Origin of the sequence: Massilia sp. IC2-278, from assembly GCF_020708045.1 — a bacterium.
Classification (GTDB): Bacteria; Pseudomonadota; Gammaproteobacteria; order Burkholderiales; family Burkholderiaceae_D; genus Telluria.
Genome location: NZ_JAJFES010000004.1, coordinates 403,327 through 419,261, shown reverse-complemented (window position 1 = coordinate 419,261; position 15,935 = coordinate 403,327). Strand labels below are relative to the sequence as shown.

11 protein-coding genes are annotated in these 15,935 nt (G+C 66.7%); 4 read left to right on the top strand and 7 right to left on the bottom strand.

Annotation, left to right across the window (positions count from 1 at the left end; genetic code table 11):
* Positions 1-182: 182 nt before the first annotated feature.
* The 6 genes from LK540_RS11775 to LK540_RS11750 form a co-directional block, all read right to left on the bottom strand.
* Positions 183-1,202, bottom strand: a complete 1,020-nt coding sequence (locus LK540_RS11775) for a cation diffusion facilitator family transporter (RefSeq protein ID WP_229437476.1) — start codon at positions 1,200-1,202, stop codon at positions 183-185.
* Positions 1,199-1,513 carry a helix-turn-helix transcriptional regulator gene (locus tag LK540_RS11770; RefSeq protein ID WP_229437494.1) on the bottom strand — a complete coding sequence of 105 codons (315 nt, stop codon included), beginning with the start codon at positions 1,511-1,513 and terminating at the stop codon, positions 1,199-1,201. The genes LK540_RS11775 and LK540_RS11770 overlap by 4 nt, the downstream gene beginning before the upstream one ends.
* A 95-nt stretch (positions 1,514-1,608) precedes the next feature.
* Complete coding sequence (locus LK540_RS11765) at positions 1,609-2,667, bottom strand: AI-2E family transporter (RefSeq protein WP_229437475.1); 1,059 nt, start codon at positions 2,665-2,667, stop codon at positions 1,609-1,611.
* 175 nt (positions 2,668-2,842) lie between these two features.
* Complete coding sequence (locus tag LK540_RS11760; RefSeq protein WP_229437474.1) at positions 2,843-5,677, bottom strand: pitrilysin family protein; 2,835 nt, start codon at positions 5,675-5,677, stop codon at positions 2,843-2,845.
* A gap of 28 nt (positions 5,678-5,705) precedes the next feature.
* Positions 5,706-6,626 carry a metallophosphoesterase gene (locus tag LK540_RS11755; RefSeq protein WP_229437473.1) on the bottom strand — a complete coding sequence of 307 codons (921 nt, stop codon included), beginning with the start codon at positions 6,624-6,626 and terminating at the stop codon, positions 5,706-5,708.
* A complete protein-coding gene (locus LK540_RS11750; RefSeq protein ID WP_229437472.1) occupies positions 6,626-7,108 on the bottom strand; it encodes a CinA family protein in 483 nt (160 codons plus the stop codon). Before LK540_RS11750 ends, LK540_RS11755 begins: the two co-directional genes overlap by 1 nt.
* Before the next feature lie 124 nt (positions 7,109-7,232).
* Here LK540_RS11750 and LK540_RS11745 point away from each other — a divergent pair, with 124 nt between their 5' ends.
* The 3 genes from LK540_RS11745 to LK540_RS11735 are packed head-to-tail and all read left to right on the top strand — an operon-like array spanning position 7,233 to position 12,087.
* Entirely contained in the window at positions 7,233-7,514 is a 282-nt protein-coding gene (locus LK540_RS11745; RefSeq protein WP_229437471.1) for a hypothetical protein, read from the top strand.
* Complete coding sequence (locus LK540_RS11740; protein WP_229437470.1) at positions 7,511-9,526, top strand: ATP-binding protein; 2,016 nt, start codon at positions 7,511-7,513, stop codon at positions 9,524-9,526. Before LK540_RS11745 ends, LK540_RS11740 begins: the two co-directional genes overlap by 4 nt.
* Positions 9,523-12,087 (top strand): EAL domain-containing protein, encoded by a 2,565-nt coding sequence (locus LK540_RS11735; protein WP_229437469.1) that lies wholly within the window; start codon positions 9,523-9,525, stop codon positions 12,085-12,087. The genes LK540_RS11740 and LK540_RS11735 overlap by 4 nt, the downstream gene beginning before the upstream one ends.
* 114 nt (positions 12,088-12,201) lie before the next feature.
* On the opposite strand, the gene thiL is transcribed toward LK540_RS11735, so the two are convergent.
* Complete coding sequence (gene thiL, locus LK540_RS11730) at positions 12,202-13,170, bottom strand: thiamine-phosphate kinase (RefSeq protein ID WP_229437468.1); 969 nt, start codon at positions 13,168-13,170, stop codon at positions 12,202-12,204.
* A gap of 188 nt (positions 13,171-13,358) precedes the next feature.
* On the opposite strand from thiL, the gene LK540_RS11725 reads away from it, so the two are divergent.
* Positions 13,359-15,671 carry an NADP-dependent malic enzyme gene (locus LK540_RS11725; protein WP_229437467.1) on the top strand — a complete coding sequence of 771 codons (2,313 nt, stop codon included), beginning with the start codon at positions 13,359-13,361 and terminating at the stop codon, positions 15,669-15,671.
* Positions 15,672-15,935 lie beyond the last annotated feature (264 nt).

Here is a 15,935-nt window from a genome sequence, read left to right as displayed (position 1 = left end):
GGCGCCATCATCTTCCAAGGCACGACAGCAGCAAAGAAAGCATCCGCTCAAAAGCGAGTGTGACATCCGGACAGCGGACATTTTAACTTTGCTAAAAGCGGACATTTCTACTTTGCTGTTACACACCCTACGGTCACGGTTCCGTCATCCAGCGTCTGTCGCAACGATTCATCGACCGTACGTCATGCCCCATGCGCCGCCAGCGCGCACCCGTGCGTCGTCGTTCCTTCCTCCACCTGCAAGGTGCAATGTTGAATGCCATGTTCCTTCTTCAACGCCGCCACGGTCTCGTCGAGGAAACCATCCCCCGGACACCCGCCCGGCATCACCAGGTGCGCCGTCAGCGCGGTCTCGGTGGTGCTCATCGCCCAGATATGCAGATCGTGCACGCCGGTCACGCCCGGACGCGCTTCCAGGAAGTGCTCGATCGCATGCGCATCGACGCTGGCCGGCACCGCCGCCATCGCCATCTGCACCGATTCGCGCAGCAGCGACCAGGTGCCCCAGACGATCACCAGCACGATCGCCAGGCTGACCGCCGGGTCGAGCCAGGTCCAGTCGGTGACCATGATCACCAGGCCCGAGATCACCACCCCCAGCGAGATTGCCGCGTCCGCCGCCATGTGCAGGTAGGCGCCGCGCACGTTCAGGTCGCCCTTGCTGCCGGCCATGAACAGCCAGGCCGAGAAACCGTTGATCGCCACGCCGATGGCCGCCACCACCGACACCGTAATGCCTGCCACCGGATGCGGCTCGGCGATGCGCTGCACGGCTTCCCAGGCGATCGCGCCGCAGGCGGCCAGCAGCAGCAGGGCATTGGCCAGCGCCGCCAGGATCGAGGAACTGCGCAGGCCGTAGGTATAGCGGGCGCTCGGCGCGCGCTTGGCGAGCACCGCCGCGCCCCAGGCCAGCACCAGGCCCAGCACATCCGACAGGTTGTGGCCGGCATCGGCCATCAGCGCGGTGGAGTTGGCCAGGAAGCCGTAGACGAATTCGATGGCAACGAACGCCGTGTTCAGGCCGATGGCCAGGGCAAAGGCGCGGCCGTGGCCCTCGACCGGGGCATGATGGTGATGGTGGCCATGGCTGTGACCATGCCCGTGCGCGTGGCTGTGCCCGTGCGAATGATCGCGAGGTACCTGTCCCTGCTGCTGCCCATGGGTATCGGCAGGGACAGGATTATCTTGATGGTCGTGGCTCATGGTTCGTTTCCGTTGGCAGGTTCGGCGATGTGCTCGAACATGTTGGACAGCAGGGTGCTGATGTGGGCGTCGGCAGCGGCGTAGAACACCTGCTTGCCCTGGCGCTCGGCCTTTACGATGCGCGCCGCGCGCAGCAGGCGCAGGTGGTGACTGACCAGGGAGCTGGACAGGTTCAGGGCCGTGGCGATGTCGCCCACTGCCGTCGGCTGCGCCAGGCAGGCCAGCACGATGCGCAGGCGGGTCGCGTCGCCGAGCAGGTGGAAGAGGTCGGCCACCTGCTCGACGTGGTCGGATTCGTCGGGAATAGTCATCATTAACATGTGAATAGGTGTTCACATGTTAGTGTAAAAAGATGGGGCCGGCAAGCGCGTGTGCGCCGGCCGGCCCCGTTGTCGTTTCCCGGGCTTTACTGCGGGTGGAATTCCTCGGCCGAGGCAAACATCTCCCAGGCCGCGATGAACAGCGCCGCGATCACCGGCCCGATCACGAAACCGTTCAGCCCGAACAGCGCCATGCCGCCCAGCGTCGACAGCAGCACCAGGTAATCGGGCATCTTGGTGTCCTTGCCGACCAAAATCGGGCGCAGGATGTTATCGACCAGGCCGATCACCAGCACGCCGAAGGCGATCAGCACCACGCCCTGCCAGACCGCGCCGGTCACCAGGAAATACACCGCCACCGGCGCCCAGACAATCGCCGCGCCCACGGCCGGCAGCAGCGACAGGAAGGCCATCACCACGCCCCACAGCAGCGGCGCCTGCACGTCCAGGAACCAGAAGATCAGGCCGCCCAGCGCACCCTGGGCGATCGCGACCAGCACGTTGCCCTTCACGGTGGCGCGGATCACGGTGGTGAAGTTGTCGAACAGGCGCTGCTTGTACATGCGGCTGAGCGGCACGGCGCGCTTGATGCGGTTGGCCAGGCCCTGGCCGTCGCGCAGCAGGAAGAACAGCAGGTACAGCATGATGGTCAGGCTGACCAGGAAGTCGAAGGTGTTGCGGCCGAAGTTGATGGCGTAGCGCGCGAACACCTGGCTGACCTGGGCCGCGCCTTCGGACAGCTTCTGTTCCAGCGAGGCCAAGTCGGTGACTTCGAAGCGTTCCAGCACCGAGACGATCCAGTCCGGCAGCACGCTGACGATCTGCTGGAAGTAGCGGCCGAAGTCGATCTGGCCGGAGCCGATCATGTCGTAGATGCCGAGCGCCTGGCGCACCAGCGAGGCGCCGATCAGCGACAGCGGCAGGATCACCATGACGATGATCGAGAACAGGGTGAGCAGGGCGGCGACTGTCGGCTTCTGCTTCGTCACCGGCAGCAGGCGGCGGTACAGCGGCGCGAACAGGATCGCCAGCACCATGCCCCAGAACACCGCGCCGGAGTACGGCAGCAGGATCCAGCCGAAGGCGATGGTGACCAGGGTGAGGAGGAGAAGGAAGAACTTTTGCTGGATCGTGAATTGGTTCATGGGCCGCCGGGGTGTGAATACAGTTGGGCCATGATAGACGATTCGACAAGTGGTTGTCCGGACAACAGGACCGTGTGGCGTTTGTGGCGCAGGAGCTTGCCCCAGGCGCCAGTGACAGGGCAGGTGGGTAGTAGGGCTGGCTAAATGCCAGCACTACAAATACCCACCCTACGCGTTACGGCAGCAGTTGGCCTTCGCTGTCGCGGATTTCGATCGGGCCGAGCTTCAGCTTGTCGAGCTGCGGCAGGATGCGCTTGCGGTCGCCCACGGCCACGATGACCAGGTGCGCTGGATCGAGGTAGCGGCGCGCGGCTTCCTGCACGTCCGGCGCAGTCACCGCGGCCAGCCTGGCGGGCAGCTGGCGGTAGTAGTCCAGCGGCAGGCCGAAGACAAAGGCTTCGGCGAGGCTGGCGCCGATGTCGGCGTTGGTCTCGAAGCCGTTCGGCAGCGACAGCAGCTGGGCGTTGCGGGCGCCCGTCAGTTCGTCGGCGCCGAGCGGGGCGTCGATCATCGCGCGTGCTTCGCGCAGGATTTCGGCCACCGAGGCGCCGGTGGCGTCGGCGCGTACGCTGCCGGCGATGCTGAACGGGCCCGGGGTGCGGCCGTAGCGGAAGCCCGAGAACACGCCGTAGCTGTAGCCCTTTTCCTCGCGCAGGTTCTGGTTGATGCGGCTGGTGAACAGGCCGCCGAAGGCCGCGTTCATCACTTCCAGCGCCGGATACTGGTCGCTCGTACGCTCTGCGCCAAAGGTCACCAGGCGCAGCGCGGTCTGCGGCGCGCCGGGCTTGTCGACCAGGACCACGCGCGCGCGCGTCGGGCCGGGCGTGCCGGGTGCGAACGGCGGCGCCGCGTCGCCTTGCCAGGCGCCGAAGTATTTTTCCGCGAGCGCCTTCAGTTCTTCGCGCGTGATGTCGCCGGTGACCACCAGCGCCGCGTTCGACGGCACGTAATGGCGGCGCCAGAAGCCCTGCACATCCGCGCGCGTGACGGCGCGGATCGCGGGCTCGGTGCCCAGCTGGCCATAGCCGTAGGGATGGCGCGGCCCGTACAGGGCGCCGGCGGCGGCCACCGAGGCCACGGCTTCGGCTTCGTCGCGCTGGCCCAGCAAGTCGCCCAGGCGGCTGGCGCGCTGGCGCTCGACTTCTTCAGGCGGGAAGGCCGGATGCAGCACCACGTCGGCCATGACGCCGAAGGCCTGCTCGAAGGTAGAGCGCAGCGCCAGCAGCGACACCGCCGAGGCGTTGGTGCCGCTGTCGGCATCCATGAAGGCGCCCAGCTGCGCGATTTCCTCGGCAATCGCCAGCGCGCTGCGCTCCTGCGTGCCCTCGGTGAGCATTTGCGCGGTGAAGCCGGCCAGGCCGGGCAGGGCCAGCGGGTTGCTGTCGGCGCCGCTGCGGATCACGACCTCGGCCGACACCAGCGGCAGCGCCGGGTTGCGGTGGTGGATCACGGTGAGTCCGTTCGCGAGCCGGAAGGATTCGCCCAGCGGCAGCTGGAAGACCGGCGCCGGGCCGGCCTGCGGCGCTTTCGCGCGCCAGGCTTCGGCTTCGTTGACGCCGGCGTGCCGGGTTTTGACGCTCTTCGCGGTTTTGGACCCCTTGGGCGTTTTCGGGAGCGGCGGATCGTGCGGCAGCGTCGGTTCACCCGGCACGCCGGCCACGACGACCCGGTTCTTCGGCTGCAGCCAGGTGCGCACGGCGCGCTGCACGTCGGCTGCCGTGATGCGGCGCAGGGCGGCGATGTCCTCGGCCAGGTAGCCCGGGTTGCCGGTGAACTGGTTGTAGTGGTTCAGCTGGTCGGCCAGGCCGTCGCCGCCCAGCTGCTCCAGGCCGGTGAGCATGGCGGTTTCGATCTGGCGCCTGGCGCGTTCGACTTCCTGCGCGGTCGGGCCGTGCTCGCGCAGGGCGGCCAGTTCGGCGTCGATCGCCGCTTCCAGTTCCTGCGCCGTGTGGCCGGCGCGCGCCGTCACCTCGACCAGGAAGGTCGAGGCCAGGGCGCGCGCATCCTGATCGGCGTCGACGTCCTGGGCGATCTGGCGCTCGTAGACCAGGGATTGGTACAGGCGGCTGGATTTGCCGCCGGCCAGGATCTGGGCCGCCACCGCCAGTTCGGCGTCGCCCGGCTGGTAGGCCGGCGGCGTGAGCCAGCCCATGTAGACGCGCGGCAGCTCGACGCGGTCGAGTACGATCAGGCGCCGTTCCTCGGTGATCGGCGGCGTGGTTACCTGCGGGCGCTCGACGTCCGGGCCGCGCTTCAGGCTGCCGAAGTATTTCGCCACCAGGGCGCGCGCTTTTACCTTGTCGATGTCGCCGGCGATCACGATGCTGGCGTTGTTCGGGCCGTAGTAGCGGGTGAAGAAGTCGCGCACGTCGGCCAGCTTCGCGTTCTGGATGTCGGTGTGCGAGCCGATCACCGAGGCGTAATACGGGTGCTCGGGCGGGAACAGCGCGTGGTTCAGGGCTTCCTCGACGATCCCGTAGGGTTCGTTTTCCACGGTTTCGCGGCGCTCGTTGCGCACCACGTCCTGCTGGTTGGTGAGCGACTTCTGGTCGAGCACGTCGAGCAGGTAGCCCATGCGGTCGGCATGCACCCACAGGGCCAGCTCGAGCTGGTTGGCGGGCACGGTGTCGTAGTAGCTGGTGCTGTCGTAGCCGGTGCCGCCGTTGCTGTCGCTGGCGCCGGCGCCTTCCAGCAGGCGGTCGGCCAGGCCGCGCGGCAGGTGTTTGCTGCCCGCGAACATCATGTGCTCGAACAGGTGGGCGAAGCCGGCCAGACCGGGCGCTTCGTTGGCCGGGCCGACGTGGTACCAGACGTTGACGGCCACCACGGGCAGGCGCTTGTCTTCGACCAGGATGACTTGCAGGCCGTTCGGCAGCGTGTATTTGTCGAAGGCGATGTGCGGTATATCGGCGGGTGCAGCGGGGGCCGCGGCGCCGCCACCAGCTTGTGCGCCAGCGCTATTCAAAGCGGCCAGCAGCACGGAGGCGGCAAACAGCGGTCGGGTTTTCATGCGGGTACTCCAGAATTCAATATCGGTATCAGTGGCAGGCGGCGCTGCCATGGTCGGGCGGCGATGCATTCGGCAGCATAGGTGGGGTCGCTTCCAGCAATTCCCAGTCGTAGCCGTCTTCGCGCAGCTGCAGGCGCAGCACGGCGTTACGGCTGGCGTCGCGCACTTCGCTGTGCTTCTCGAAGAGGAGGAAGGGCGTGGCAAAGGCGCCGCCGGTGCCGACCACGAACTGACGCATCCCGCGTGGGTCCGGCTTGCCGTTGGCGTCCTGCGGCGCGAAGCGTTCGTAGTCGTGGTCGTGACCGGACAATACCAGTTCCGCGCCGGCCGCGTGCAGCAGGGCCCAGGCATCGCGCATCTTTGGCACGCTGCCGTGCCCGCCCGAACTGTACAGCGGATGGTGCCAGAAGGCGAGGGTGCAGCGGCGCGGGTTGTTTTTTAGCTCTTCACGCAGCCAGTCGAGCTGGGCCGCGTGAAAGGCGGGCGCCAGGTTGCTGTCGAGGGAAATCACGCGCCAGCTGCCCAGGTCCAGGCTGTACCAGCTGCGCTCCAGGCCACCGGCGCGTTCGCCGAAATAGGCGAAATAGGGCAGGGCGCCTTTCGTGTAGTACTCGTGGTTGCCGGGCGTCGGCCAGGTGCGCTCCTTGAAGCGGCCCCAGGTCGGGTCGTAGCAGTCGGCGAATTCCCTGGCCGTGCCGCGCGGGTAGGTGTGGTCGCCCAGGGTCAGCACCACGGCCTGCGGGTCGGCGGCCAGGCCGTAGGCCACCACGGCGGCGGTATCGGCCGCGCCCGACCAGCGCGGGTCGGGATGGGCGCAGCGGGCGATGTCGCCGGCGGCATACACGGTTTGTACCGGCGGCGTCTGCACCGGCGCCGCCTGCGCCGCAGGAGCGAGCGCGAGCAGGCCCAGGCCCGCCAGCGACAGGTGGAACCGGAGCGCTGCCCGCACTATTCAATAAAGCGCAGCAGTCCGCGCAGCGCGTGGATGACGGTCTGCTCACGCACGGCCTGGCGGTCGCCCTGGAATACCAGGCGCTCGGTAAAGGTGGTATCGCCGCGCGCCCAGCCGAAACAGACCGTGCCGACCGGCTTGCCCGGCACCGCGCCGGTGGGGCCGGCAATCCCCGTGGTCGAGAGCGACACGTCGGCATTGCTGTTCGAGAGCGCGCCCTCGGCCATGGCGCCGGCGACTTCCTCGCTGACGGAACCGAATTGCGCGATCAGCGCCGCCGGCACGTCCAGCAATTCAGTCTTCGAGTTGTTCGAGTAGGTGACGAAGCCGCAGTCGAACCAGGCGGTGGAGCCGGCGATCTCGGTGACGGCCTGCGACACGCCGCCGCCGGTGCAGGATTCGGCGGTGGCCAGCACCAGGCGCTTGGCCTGCAATGCCGCGCCGACCTTGGTAGCGAGTTCGATCATTTCGTTGCTCATGCGGCTCCTCCAGTGTCGATACCGTTGCGCCGCAGGCAAAAGGAGACGGGCGGCGGCGCGGCAGCACTGGCCGCGCAGGAACCATTCTAGCGCGCGGCGGCGGCGGCCGGTGTAGCAAACTTGCATGGAAAATCGGCGCCGATGCTATCCAAACGACAAGGGACGGCGTAAAGTGGCGGGCTTCAGTACACGAAATGTTCCGTGCGACACTCGGGCATACCATGCTGCTATCCTGCATCGCTGCGGTCTGCTGCTGCGTTTCTTTTATTCAATCAAACACCATGTTGCTTCATCAATACGCGTGCTGCCGGGCCTGGCCGGCGCGGTCGTGATGGTTTTCGCCATCCGGGCCGCGTGGCGCGCGCGCAGAACGCTTTCCTCCATTCCGATCGGCGCGGCCGCATGATCCGCCTACCCTCGATCCGCAAGAAGCTGGTCGCCGTCGTGATGGCCACCACCCTGGCCGCGCTGGTGGTCTCGGTCGGCCTGGTGATCGGCTACGACCTGCGCAGCTACCACCGCACCCTGGTCAACGACCTCACGACCCAGGCCGAGCTGGTCGGCCACATGAGCTCGGCCGCCCTGTCCTTCGACGACGCGCGCCTGGCCAGCGAAAACCTGGCCCTGCTGCGTACCCGCCCGATGGTCGACGCCGCCGCCATCTACGACGACCGCGGCCGCCTGTTCGCGTCCTACGCGGCCGATGGCGCCGGCGCCATCTTCCCGGCGCGCGCCGAAAGCGCCGCCGCGCGTGTCGAGGGCGATCACCTGGTCGTGTTCCGCCCGGTGGTCGAGAACGGCGAAACCGTGGGCACGGTCTGGCTGCGCGCCGAGAACCGCCTGCTGGCGCGCACGCTGGACTATCTCGCCATCGCGCTCGGCGTCACCCTGCTGGCGATGGCGATCGCCTACCTCGTGATGCGGCGCCTGGGCAGCATCATCACGGCGCCCATCGTGGCGATCACCGAGATCGCCCACGACGTGGTGGCCAAGCGCGATTATTCGCGCCGCGCGCCGCGCATCAGCAACGACGAGGCGGCCGAGCTGGTCGATTCCTTCAACGCCATGCTGAGCGAGATCGAGAGCCGCACGCGCGAGCTGGAAGACTCGAACGCCGCCATCGTGCGCGAAGCCCAGGAGCGTTCGCGCGCCCAGCAGGAAGTGATGCGCCTGAACGAACAGCTCGAACACCGGGTCGATGAACGCACCCTGCAGCTGGCGCTGGCGAACGCCGAACTGGCCAACGCCATCGACGAGGCGAGGAACGCGAACCAGGCGAAATCGGCTTTCCTGTCCTCGATGAGCCACGAGCTGCGCACGCCGCTCAACGCCATCCTCGGCTTCGCCCAGATCCTCACGTCCGAGGCGCTGCCGACCAGCGACGCGCAAAAGAAGGAATTCGCCAGCCACATCCTGAAGTCGGGGCGGCACCTGCTGACATTGATCAACGAGATCCTCGACCTGGCCAAGGTGGAGTCGGGCACGATCCCGCTGAGCATGGAGCCGGTGGCCCTGGGCGAGATCCTGGAAGAGTGCCGCACCATGATCGCGCCGCTGGCGGCCGGGCGCGGCATCCGCGTGCTGTTCCCGGAACAGGTGGGCGCGGTGCTGCTGGCCGACCGCACGCGCCTGAAGCAGGTGCTGCTCAATCTCCTGTCGAACGCGGTCAAGTACAACCGCGAGGCCGGCGCGGTGGTGCTCGACTGCGCGCAGGCCGGTCCGGGGCGCCTGCGCATCTCGGTGCAGGACACCGGCCTGGGCCTGCGTCCCGACCAGCTCGACAGCCTGTTCCAGCCCTTCAACCGCCTGGGCCAGGAAGCGGGCGCCCAGGAGGGCACCGGCATCGGCCTGGTGGTGACGCGCCGCCTGGTGGAGCTGATGGGCGGATCGATCCACGTGAGCAGCAGCCCAGGCGTGGGCAGCGTGTTCTCCATCGAACTCGGCACCACGGCGCCGCTGGTGGGACCCAACGTGGCTGAGGATGGCGCGGCGGCGGCGCGGTCCGAGCGTGCCGCCGGCGAGCCGCACCTGGTGCTCTACATCGAGGACAACCCGGCCAACCTGAGGCTGGTCGAGGAAATCGTGCGCTTCCGCAGCGATCTGCTGCTGGTCTCCGCGGGCGACGGTCCCGGCGGCCTGGCGCTGGCGCGCGAACGGCGCCCCGACATCATTTTGATGGACATTAACCTGCCCGGCATGAGCGGCTACGAGGTGCTGGCCGCATTGCGGCGCGACCCGCAGACGGCCGCCATCCCGGCCATCGCCCTGTCGGCGAACGCCATGGCCAGCGACATCGAGCGCGGCATGGCGGCAGGCTTTTTCCGCTACCTGACGAAACCGGTCGACATCGACAGGTTCAACGAAGCGATCGACGGCACGCTGGCCCAGCTGGCTGCCGGGAAAGGACAAGAAACATGATCACGCCCGCCGAGGTGCGGCGTGCACGCGTGCTGGTGGTCGACGACCAGCCCGTCAACGTGCAGCTGCTCGAATACCTGCTGAAGACCACCGGCTACGAGAACGTGCACAGCACCACCGACCCGCGCCAGGTGGTGGCCCTGCACCTGAAGTACCGCTTCGACCTGATCATCCTCGACCTGCACATGCCGCACATGGACGGCTTCCAGGTGATGGAGGCCTTGAAGCCGCTGGAAAGCGAATCCTGGCTGCCGGTGCTGGTGGTGACGGCCGAACCGGATAAGAAGCTGGCCGCGCTCGAAGCCGGCGCGCGCGACTTCATCGGCAAACCCCTCGACACGGTCGAGGTGATGACGCGCATCCGCAACCTGCTCGAAGTGCGCCTGATGCACCGCGAGTCGCTGGCCCACGGCGCCAACCTGGAGCGCACGGTACGCGAGCGCACGGCCGAACTCGAGCGCTTCCGGCGCGCCATGGACGCCACCTCCGACGGCATCTTCCTGATCGACGCCGCCAGCCTGGCGCTGGTGGACGTGAGCGACGGCGCCTGCCGCCTGCTCGGCTTTTCGCGCGAAGCCCTCTTGCGCATCGACCCGGTGGCGCTCGGCCTGACCACCGCCGACCAGCTGCAGCGCCACCTCGACACGAATGGCGCCGCCCACGAATCCGACATCGCCGAGACCGAGCTGCTGCGCGCTGGCGGCGAAGGCGCGGTGCCGGTCGAGATCAGCTGGCAGTGGGAAGAGGCGGGCAGCAGCAAGCTCTTGATCGCGGTGGCGCGCGATATCAGCGAGCGCCGCCACGCCCAGCAGCGCCTGAAGCACCTGGCCAGCTACGACGCGCTGACCGGCCTGCCGAACCGCACCCTGTTCTTCCAGAACCTGCGCGAAGCGATCGAACTGGCCCAGGACAAGGCCTGGCGCGTGGCGGTGCTGTTCATCACGCTCGACCGCTTCAAGATCGTCAACGATTCCCTGGGCCCGGCCCTGGGCGACGAACTGCTGCGCCAGTTCAGCAACCGTCTGATGCGCGTGATGGACCTGCGCGACGCCGTCGGCCGCCTGGGCGGCGACGAGTTCGCGGTGGTGCTGAACATGACACGCGAGCAGGAGCACGAGCCGGTCCACGTGGCCAACGAAATCCGCGAAGCGCTGCGCACGCCTTTCGATTTGAACGGGAAGAAGGCGGTGCTCACGGCCAGCATCGGCATCGCCATGTACCCGGACGACGCCCTCGAGCCCGGGACCCTGGTGAAGTACGCCGACACCGCCATGGTGCGCGCCAAGGAAGCGGGGCGCGACGGCTACCGCTTCTTCACCGCCGGCATGAACGTGCAGGTGCTGGCGCGCCTCGACCTCGAAGTGGCGCTGCGCGGCGCGCTCGAGGGCGAGCAGTTCGTGCTGCATTACCAGCCCAAGCTGGAACTTAATACCGGCCGCGTGACCGGCGTGGAAGCGCTGCTGCGCTGGAACCGGCCCGGCCACGGCCTGGTGTACCCGGCCGAATTCGTGCCGGTGCTGGAAGAAACCGGCATGGTGGTACGCATCGGCGACTGGATCGTCGACGCAGCCTGCCGCCAGATCGCCGAGTGGAACGAGCAGGGCGTGCGCGAGGTGCGCGTGGCCGTGAATGTGTCGAGCCGCCAGTTCGTCGAGGGCGACCTCGAAGGCGTGGTGCGCGCCGCCATCGAACGCCACGGCATCGACCCCGGCATGCTGGAACTCGAGCTCACCGAAAGCGCGCTGATGACCAACGCCGAGCGCACCATCGAGGTGCTGCAGCGCTTGAAGAAACTCGGCATCCGCATTGCGATAGACGACTTCGGCACCGGTTACTCCTCGCTGGCTTACCTGAAGCGCTTCCCGATCGACAAGCTCAAGATCGACATCGCCTTTGTGCGCGACATCGTGACCAACCCGGACGATGCGGCGATCGCCCTGGCCATCATCAGCATGGCGCACAGCCTGCACATGCAGGTGATCGCCGAGGGCGTGGAAACGCGCGCCCAGATGGCGTATTTACGCCGCAACCGCTGCGACGAGATCCAGGGTTTCCACTTTTCGCGCGCGCTGCCGGCGGCCCAGCTGGCCGCGCTGGTGCGCAAGAACCGCGCCGCCCCCGACATGCCGGCCGCCGACGACAGCAACGTCCAGACCATCCTGGTGGTCGACGACGACGCCGACACCCTGAGCGCGCTGCACCGCCTGTTCAGGCGCGACAACTACCGGGTGCTGACGGCGTCCTCGCCGGCCGAGGCCTTCGAGGCGCTGGCGCTGTACCGGGTGCAGGTGGTGATGTGCGACCAGCGCATGCCGGTGATGAGCGGCACCGAGTTCCTGAGCAAGGTGAAGGAGATGTATCCGGACACGATGCGGATCATCCTGTCCGGTTATACGGGCGTGAACGTGGTGCTCGATTCGATCAACCGCGGGGCGATCTACAAGTTTTATACGAAACCGTGGAACGATGCGGAGTTGCGCGATAACGTGCGGCTGGCGTTCCGGCAGTACTGGATGGAGCATGGGCCGTATGATGACCGCAAGGTGCCGCGGGTGGGGTGATGTTGGGCGGTGGGGTGTGCATGGGTACGACAGCGTGGACTCGGGAGTCCACCCTACGAAACCCGGTTTGCCGTAGGGTGGACACCTGTGTCCACGCGGTACAACGTGTGAACATCAACCGCCGCTGAAATGATCCCACCCGCTGACTTGCATCGATACCGGCGCGCCTGACCCATCCACGAACCGCAACCCGGCTTCGGCATCGATCGTCCCCACCCGCGTTACCGGCGTGCCGGACGCCACGCCCGCCGCGATCACAGCCTCCCGGTCTTCGCGCCGCGCCGCAAAACACAATTCGTAATCGTCGCCGCCGGCCACGGTGAACCGGCGCCGCCACTCCAGCGGCTGGCGAGACAACACCGGCCCCGCCGGCAGCGCATCGACCTCGAGCGTCGCCCCCACGCTTGACGCCGCCAGGATATGCCCCAGGTCCCCCACCAGCCCATCCGAAATGTCCAGCGCCGCCGGCGGCTGTGCCAATGCCGCCAGCGCACGCCCCAGCCCCACGCGCGGCGTCGGCATGTGCATGCGCGCCGCCGCCAGCAGGTGCTCGTCCTCGCCCAGCGCATACTCTTTCCAGTACCCCGCCAGCGCCAGCCGCGCATCGCCCAGCGTCCCGGAAATCCAGATATCGTCTCCGGCGCGCGCCGCATCGCGCCGCAGCGCCTGCCCCGGTTCGACTTCGCCGAATACGGTAATGCAGATGTTCAGCGGCCCGCGCGTGGTGTCGCCGCCGATCAGCTCGCAGTCATGGGCATCGGCCAGCGCGAACAGCCCGGCGGAGAACCCCGCCAGCCAGTCCGGATTTGCTTCCGGCAGCGCCAGGGCCAGCGTAAAGCCGAGCGGCCGCGCGCCCATCGCCGCCAGGTCCGACAAATTCACCGCCAGGCACTTGTGTCCCAGCATGCGCGGGTCGGCGCCGGGGAAGAAATGCCGCCCCTCGACCAGCATGTCCGAGGAAATCGCCATCTGCATGCCGGGCGTGGGGGCGAGCAGGGCGCAGTCGTCGCCGATACCGAGCACGGCTTTGCCGGGCCGGTTGCGGCGGAAGTAGTGTTTGATGAGATCGAATTCGGAAAGCATGCGCGCATTCTACCGTTGCCACTCTATCCATACCGCACTGCCGGAGATCCATAAGACTTACCAATATGACACCGCCTACCATTAGTTAAGCTTCTAAAGCGCCCTGGGAGTGGAAAATACGTAGCCGCCAGAAAGAGTCAGTCTGATAAAATTGGAGGTTCCCCTCTAGTTCAGGAAGGCTGCATAGCATGGATTCGTCATCGGATAAAAAAGAAGAATTACGCCAACAACTGCGTGCTGCAGCGCTCGAATACCACCAGTTTCCCCGTCCCGGCAAGATCGCCGTCACCCCAACCAAGGGCCTGCTGAACCAGCGCGACCTGGCGCTGGCCTATTCGCCCGGCGTCGCAGCCCCTTGCGAAGAAATCGTCAAGGACCCGGCGGCCTCGTACAAGTACACCTCGCGCGGCAACCTGGTCGCCGTGATCTCGAACGGCACCGCCGTCCTCGGCCTGGGCAACATCGGCCCGCTGGCTTCGAAGCCGGTCATGGAAGGCAAGGGCGTGCTGTTCAAGAAGTTCGCCGCCATCGACGTCTTCGACATCGAGATCGCCGAAAACGACCCGGATAAACTGGTCGACATCATTGCTTCGCTGGAACCGACCTTCGGCGGCGTGAACCTGGAAGACATCAAGGCGCCGGAGTGCTTCTACATCGAGCGCAAACTGCGCGAGCGCATGAAGATCCCGGTCTTCCACGACGACCAGCACGGCACGGCGATCATCGTCGGCGCCGCCATCCTGAACGGCCTGAAGGTCGTCGGCAAGGACATCAAGAACTGCAAGCTGGTCGTCTCCGGCGCCGGCGCCGCGGCCCTGGCCTGCCTCGATTTGATCGTCGACCTCGGCTTCCCGATCGAGAACATTTTCGTGACCGACCTGGCCGGCGTGGTCTATAAAGGCCGCGTCGAACTGATGGACCCGGACAAGGAACGTTTCGCCCAGGAGACCGAGCACCGTACCCTGTCGGAGATCATTCCCGGCGCCGACATCTTCCTTGGCCTGTCGGCCGGCGGCGTGCTGAAACCCGAGATGGTGGCGCAGATGGCGGCCAACCCGATCATCCTGGCGCTGGCCAACCCGAATCCGGAAATCCTGCCGGAAGACGCGAAAGCCGTGCGCAGCGACGTCATCATCGCCACCGGCCGTTCGGACTATCCGAACCAGGTGAACAACGTCCTCTGCTTCCCGTACATCTTCCGCGGCGCGCTCGATTGCGGCGCGACCACCATCACGCGCGAAATGGAAATCGCGGTCGTGCACGCGATCGCCGACCTGGCGCACGCCGAGCAGTCGGACGTGGTGGCTTCCACCTACGGCATCAACAATTTGTCCTTCGGCCCGGAATACCTGATCCCGATGCCGTTCGACCCGCGCCTCTTGACCCACATCGCGCCGGCCGTGGCCAAGGCGGCGATGGAAGGCGGCGTGGCCGCGCGTCCGATCGCCGACCTCGACGCCTATGCCGAGAGCCTGCAGCAGATCGTCTACCGCAGCGGTTCCTTCATGAAGCCGCTGTTCCAGGTGGCCAAGAGCACGCCGCCGGAACTGAAGCGCATCGTGTATGCCGAAGGCGAGGACGAACGCGTGCTGCGCGCGGTGCAGGTGGTGGTGGACGAGAAGCTGGCGCGCCCGATCCTGGTCGGCCGTCCGGCCGTGCTGGAGCAGCGCATCGAGAAGTTCGGCCTGCGCCTGAAACTGGGCCAGCATTTCGACGTCATCAATCCCGACTTCGACGAGCGCTACCGCGACTACTGGCAGACCTACCACCAGATGGTGATGCGCCGCGGCGTGACCGCCGACATGGCCAAGCTGGCGATGCGCCGCCGCCATACGCTGATCGGCGCCATGATGATCCACAAGGGCGACGCCGACGGCATGATCTGCGGCACCTACGGCACCACCTGGACCCACCTCGACTTCATCGACAAGGTGCTGGGCCGCCGTGCCGGCGCCGACGTGTACGCGGCGATGAACTTCATCATCACCGAAGAGCGCCAGCTGGCGATGGTCGACACCCACGTGAACGAGAACCCGACTGCGCACGAGCTGGCCGAGATCACGATCATGGCGGCCGAGGAGCTGGAACGCTTCGGCATCGCGCCGCGCGTGGCGCTGCTGTCGCACTCGAACTTCGGCACCTCGGACAGCGAATCGGCCTGCAAGATGCGCGAAACCCTGGCCCTGGTGCAGCAGAAGGCGCCGCACCTGGAGATCGACGGCGAGATGCACGGCGACGCCGCGCTCGACTCGAAGCTGCGCGCGAAGATCATGCCGCAGTCGACGCTCAAGGGCGACGCCAACCTGGTGGTGATGCCGAACATCGACTCGGCGAACATTGCCTACAACCTGCTGAAAACCGCCGCCGGCAACGGCATCGCGGTGGGCCCGGTGCTGCTCGGCTGCGCGCGTCCGGTGCACATCCTGACGCCGTCGGCCACGGTGCGCCGCATCGTGAACATGACGGCGCTGTGCGTGGTGGATGCGGTTTCGAGCCGGTAAGCTGGGCAATATTAGGCAGCCCGAACCTGCAAAAGTTCGGGCCGCACCCAGGTGATTGCGGTTCGTTTGCGGTCACTCACAGGCGAGCGCGCTCGCCTGTTTTTTTTGCCCTGAACAAGTAACAATCCGTAAGCGGCGCCTGGAAGTGTGGCGTTTAGCGCAATAATGCTGTCGATTTGCAGCAGGGACTGCTTTCTAATAGCGGTCACGACCTTTACGGGATATGGCTCTGTTACAATATGAGGTTGTCATAAAAGTATTTGA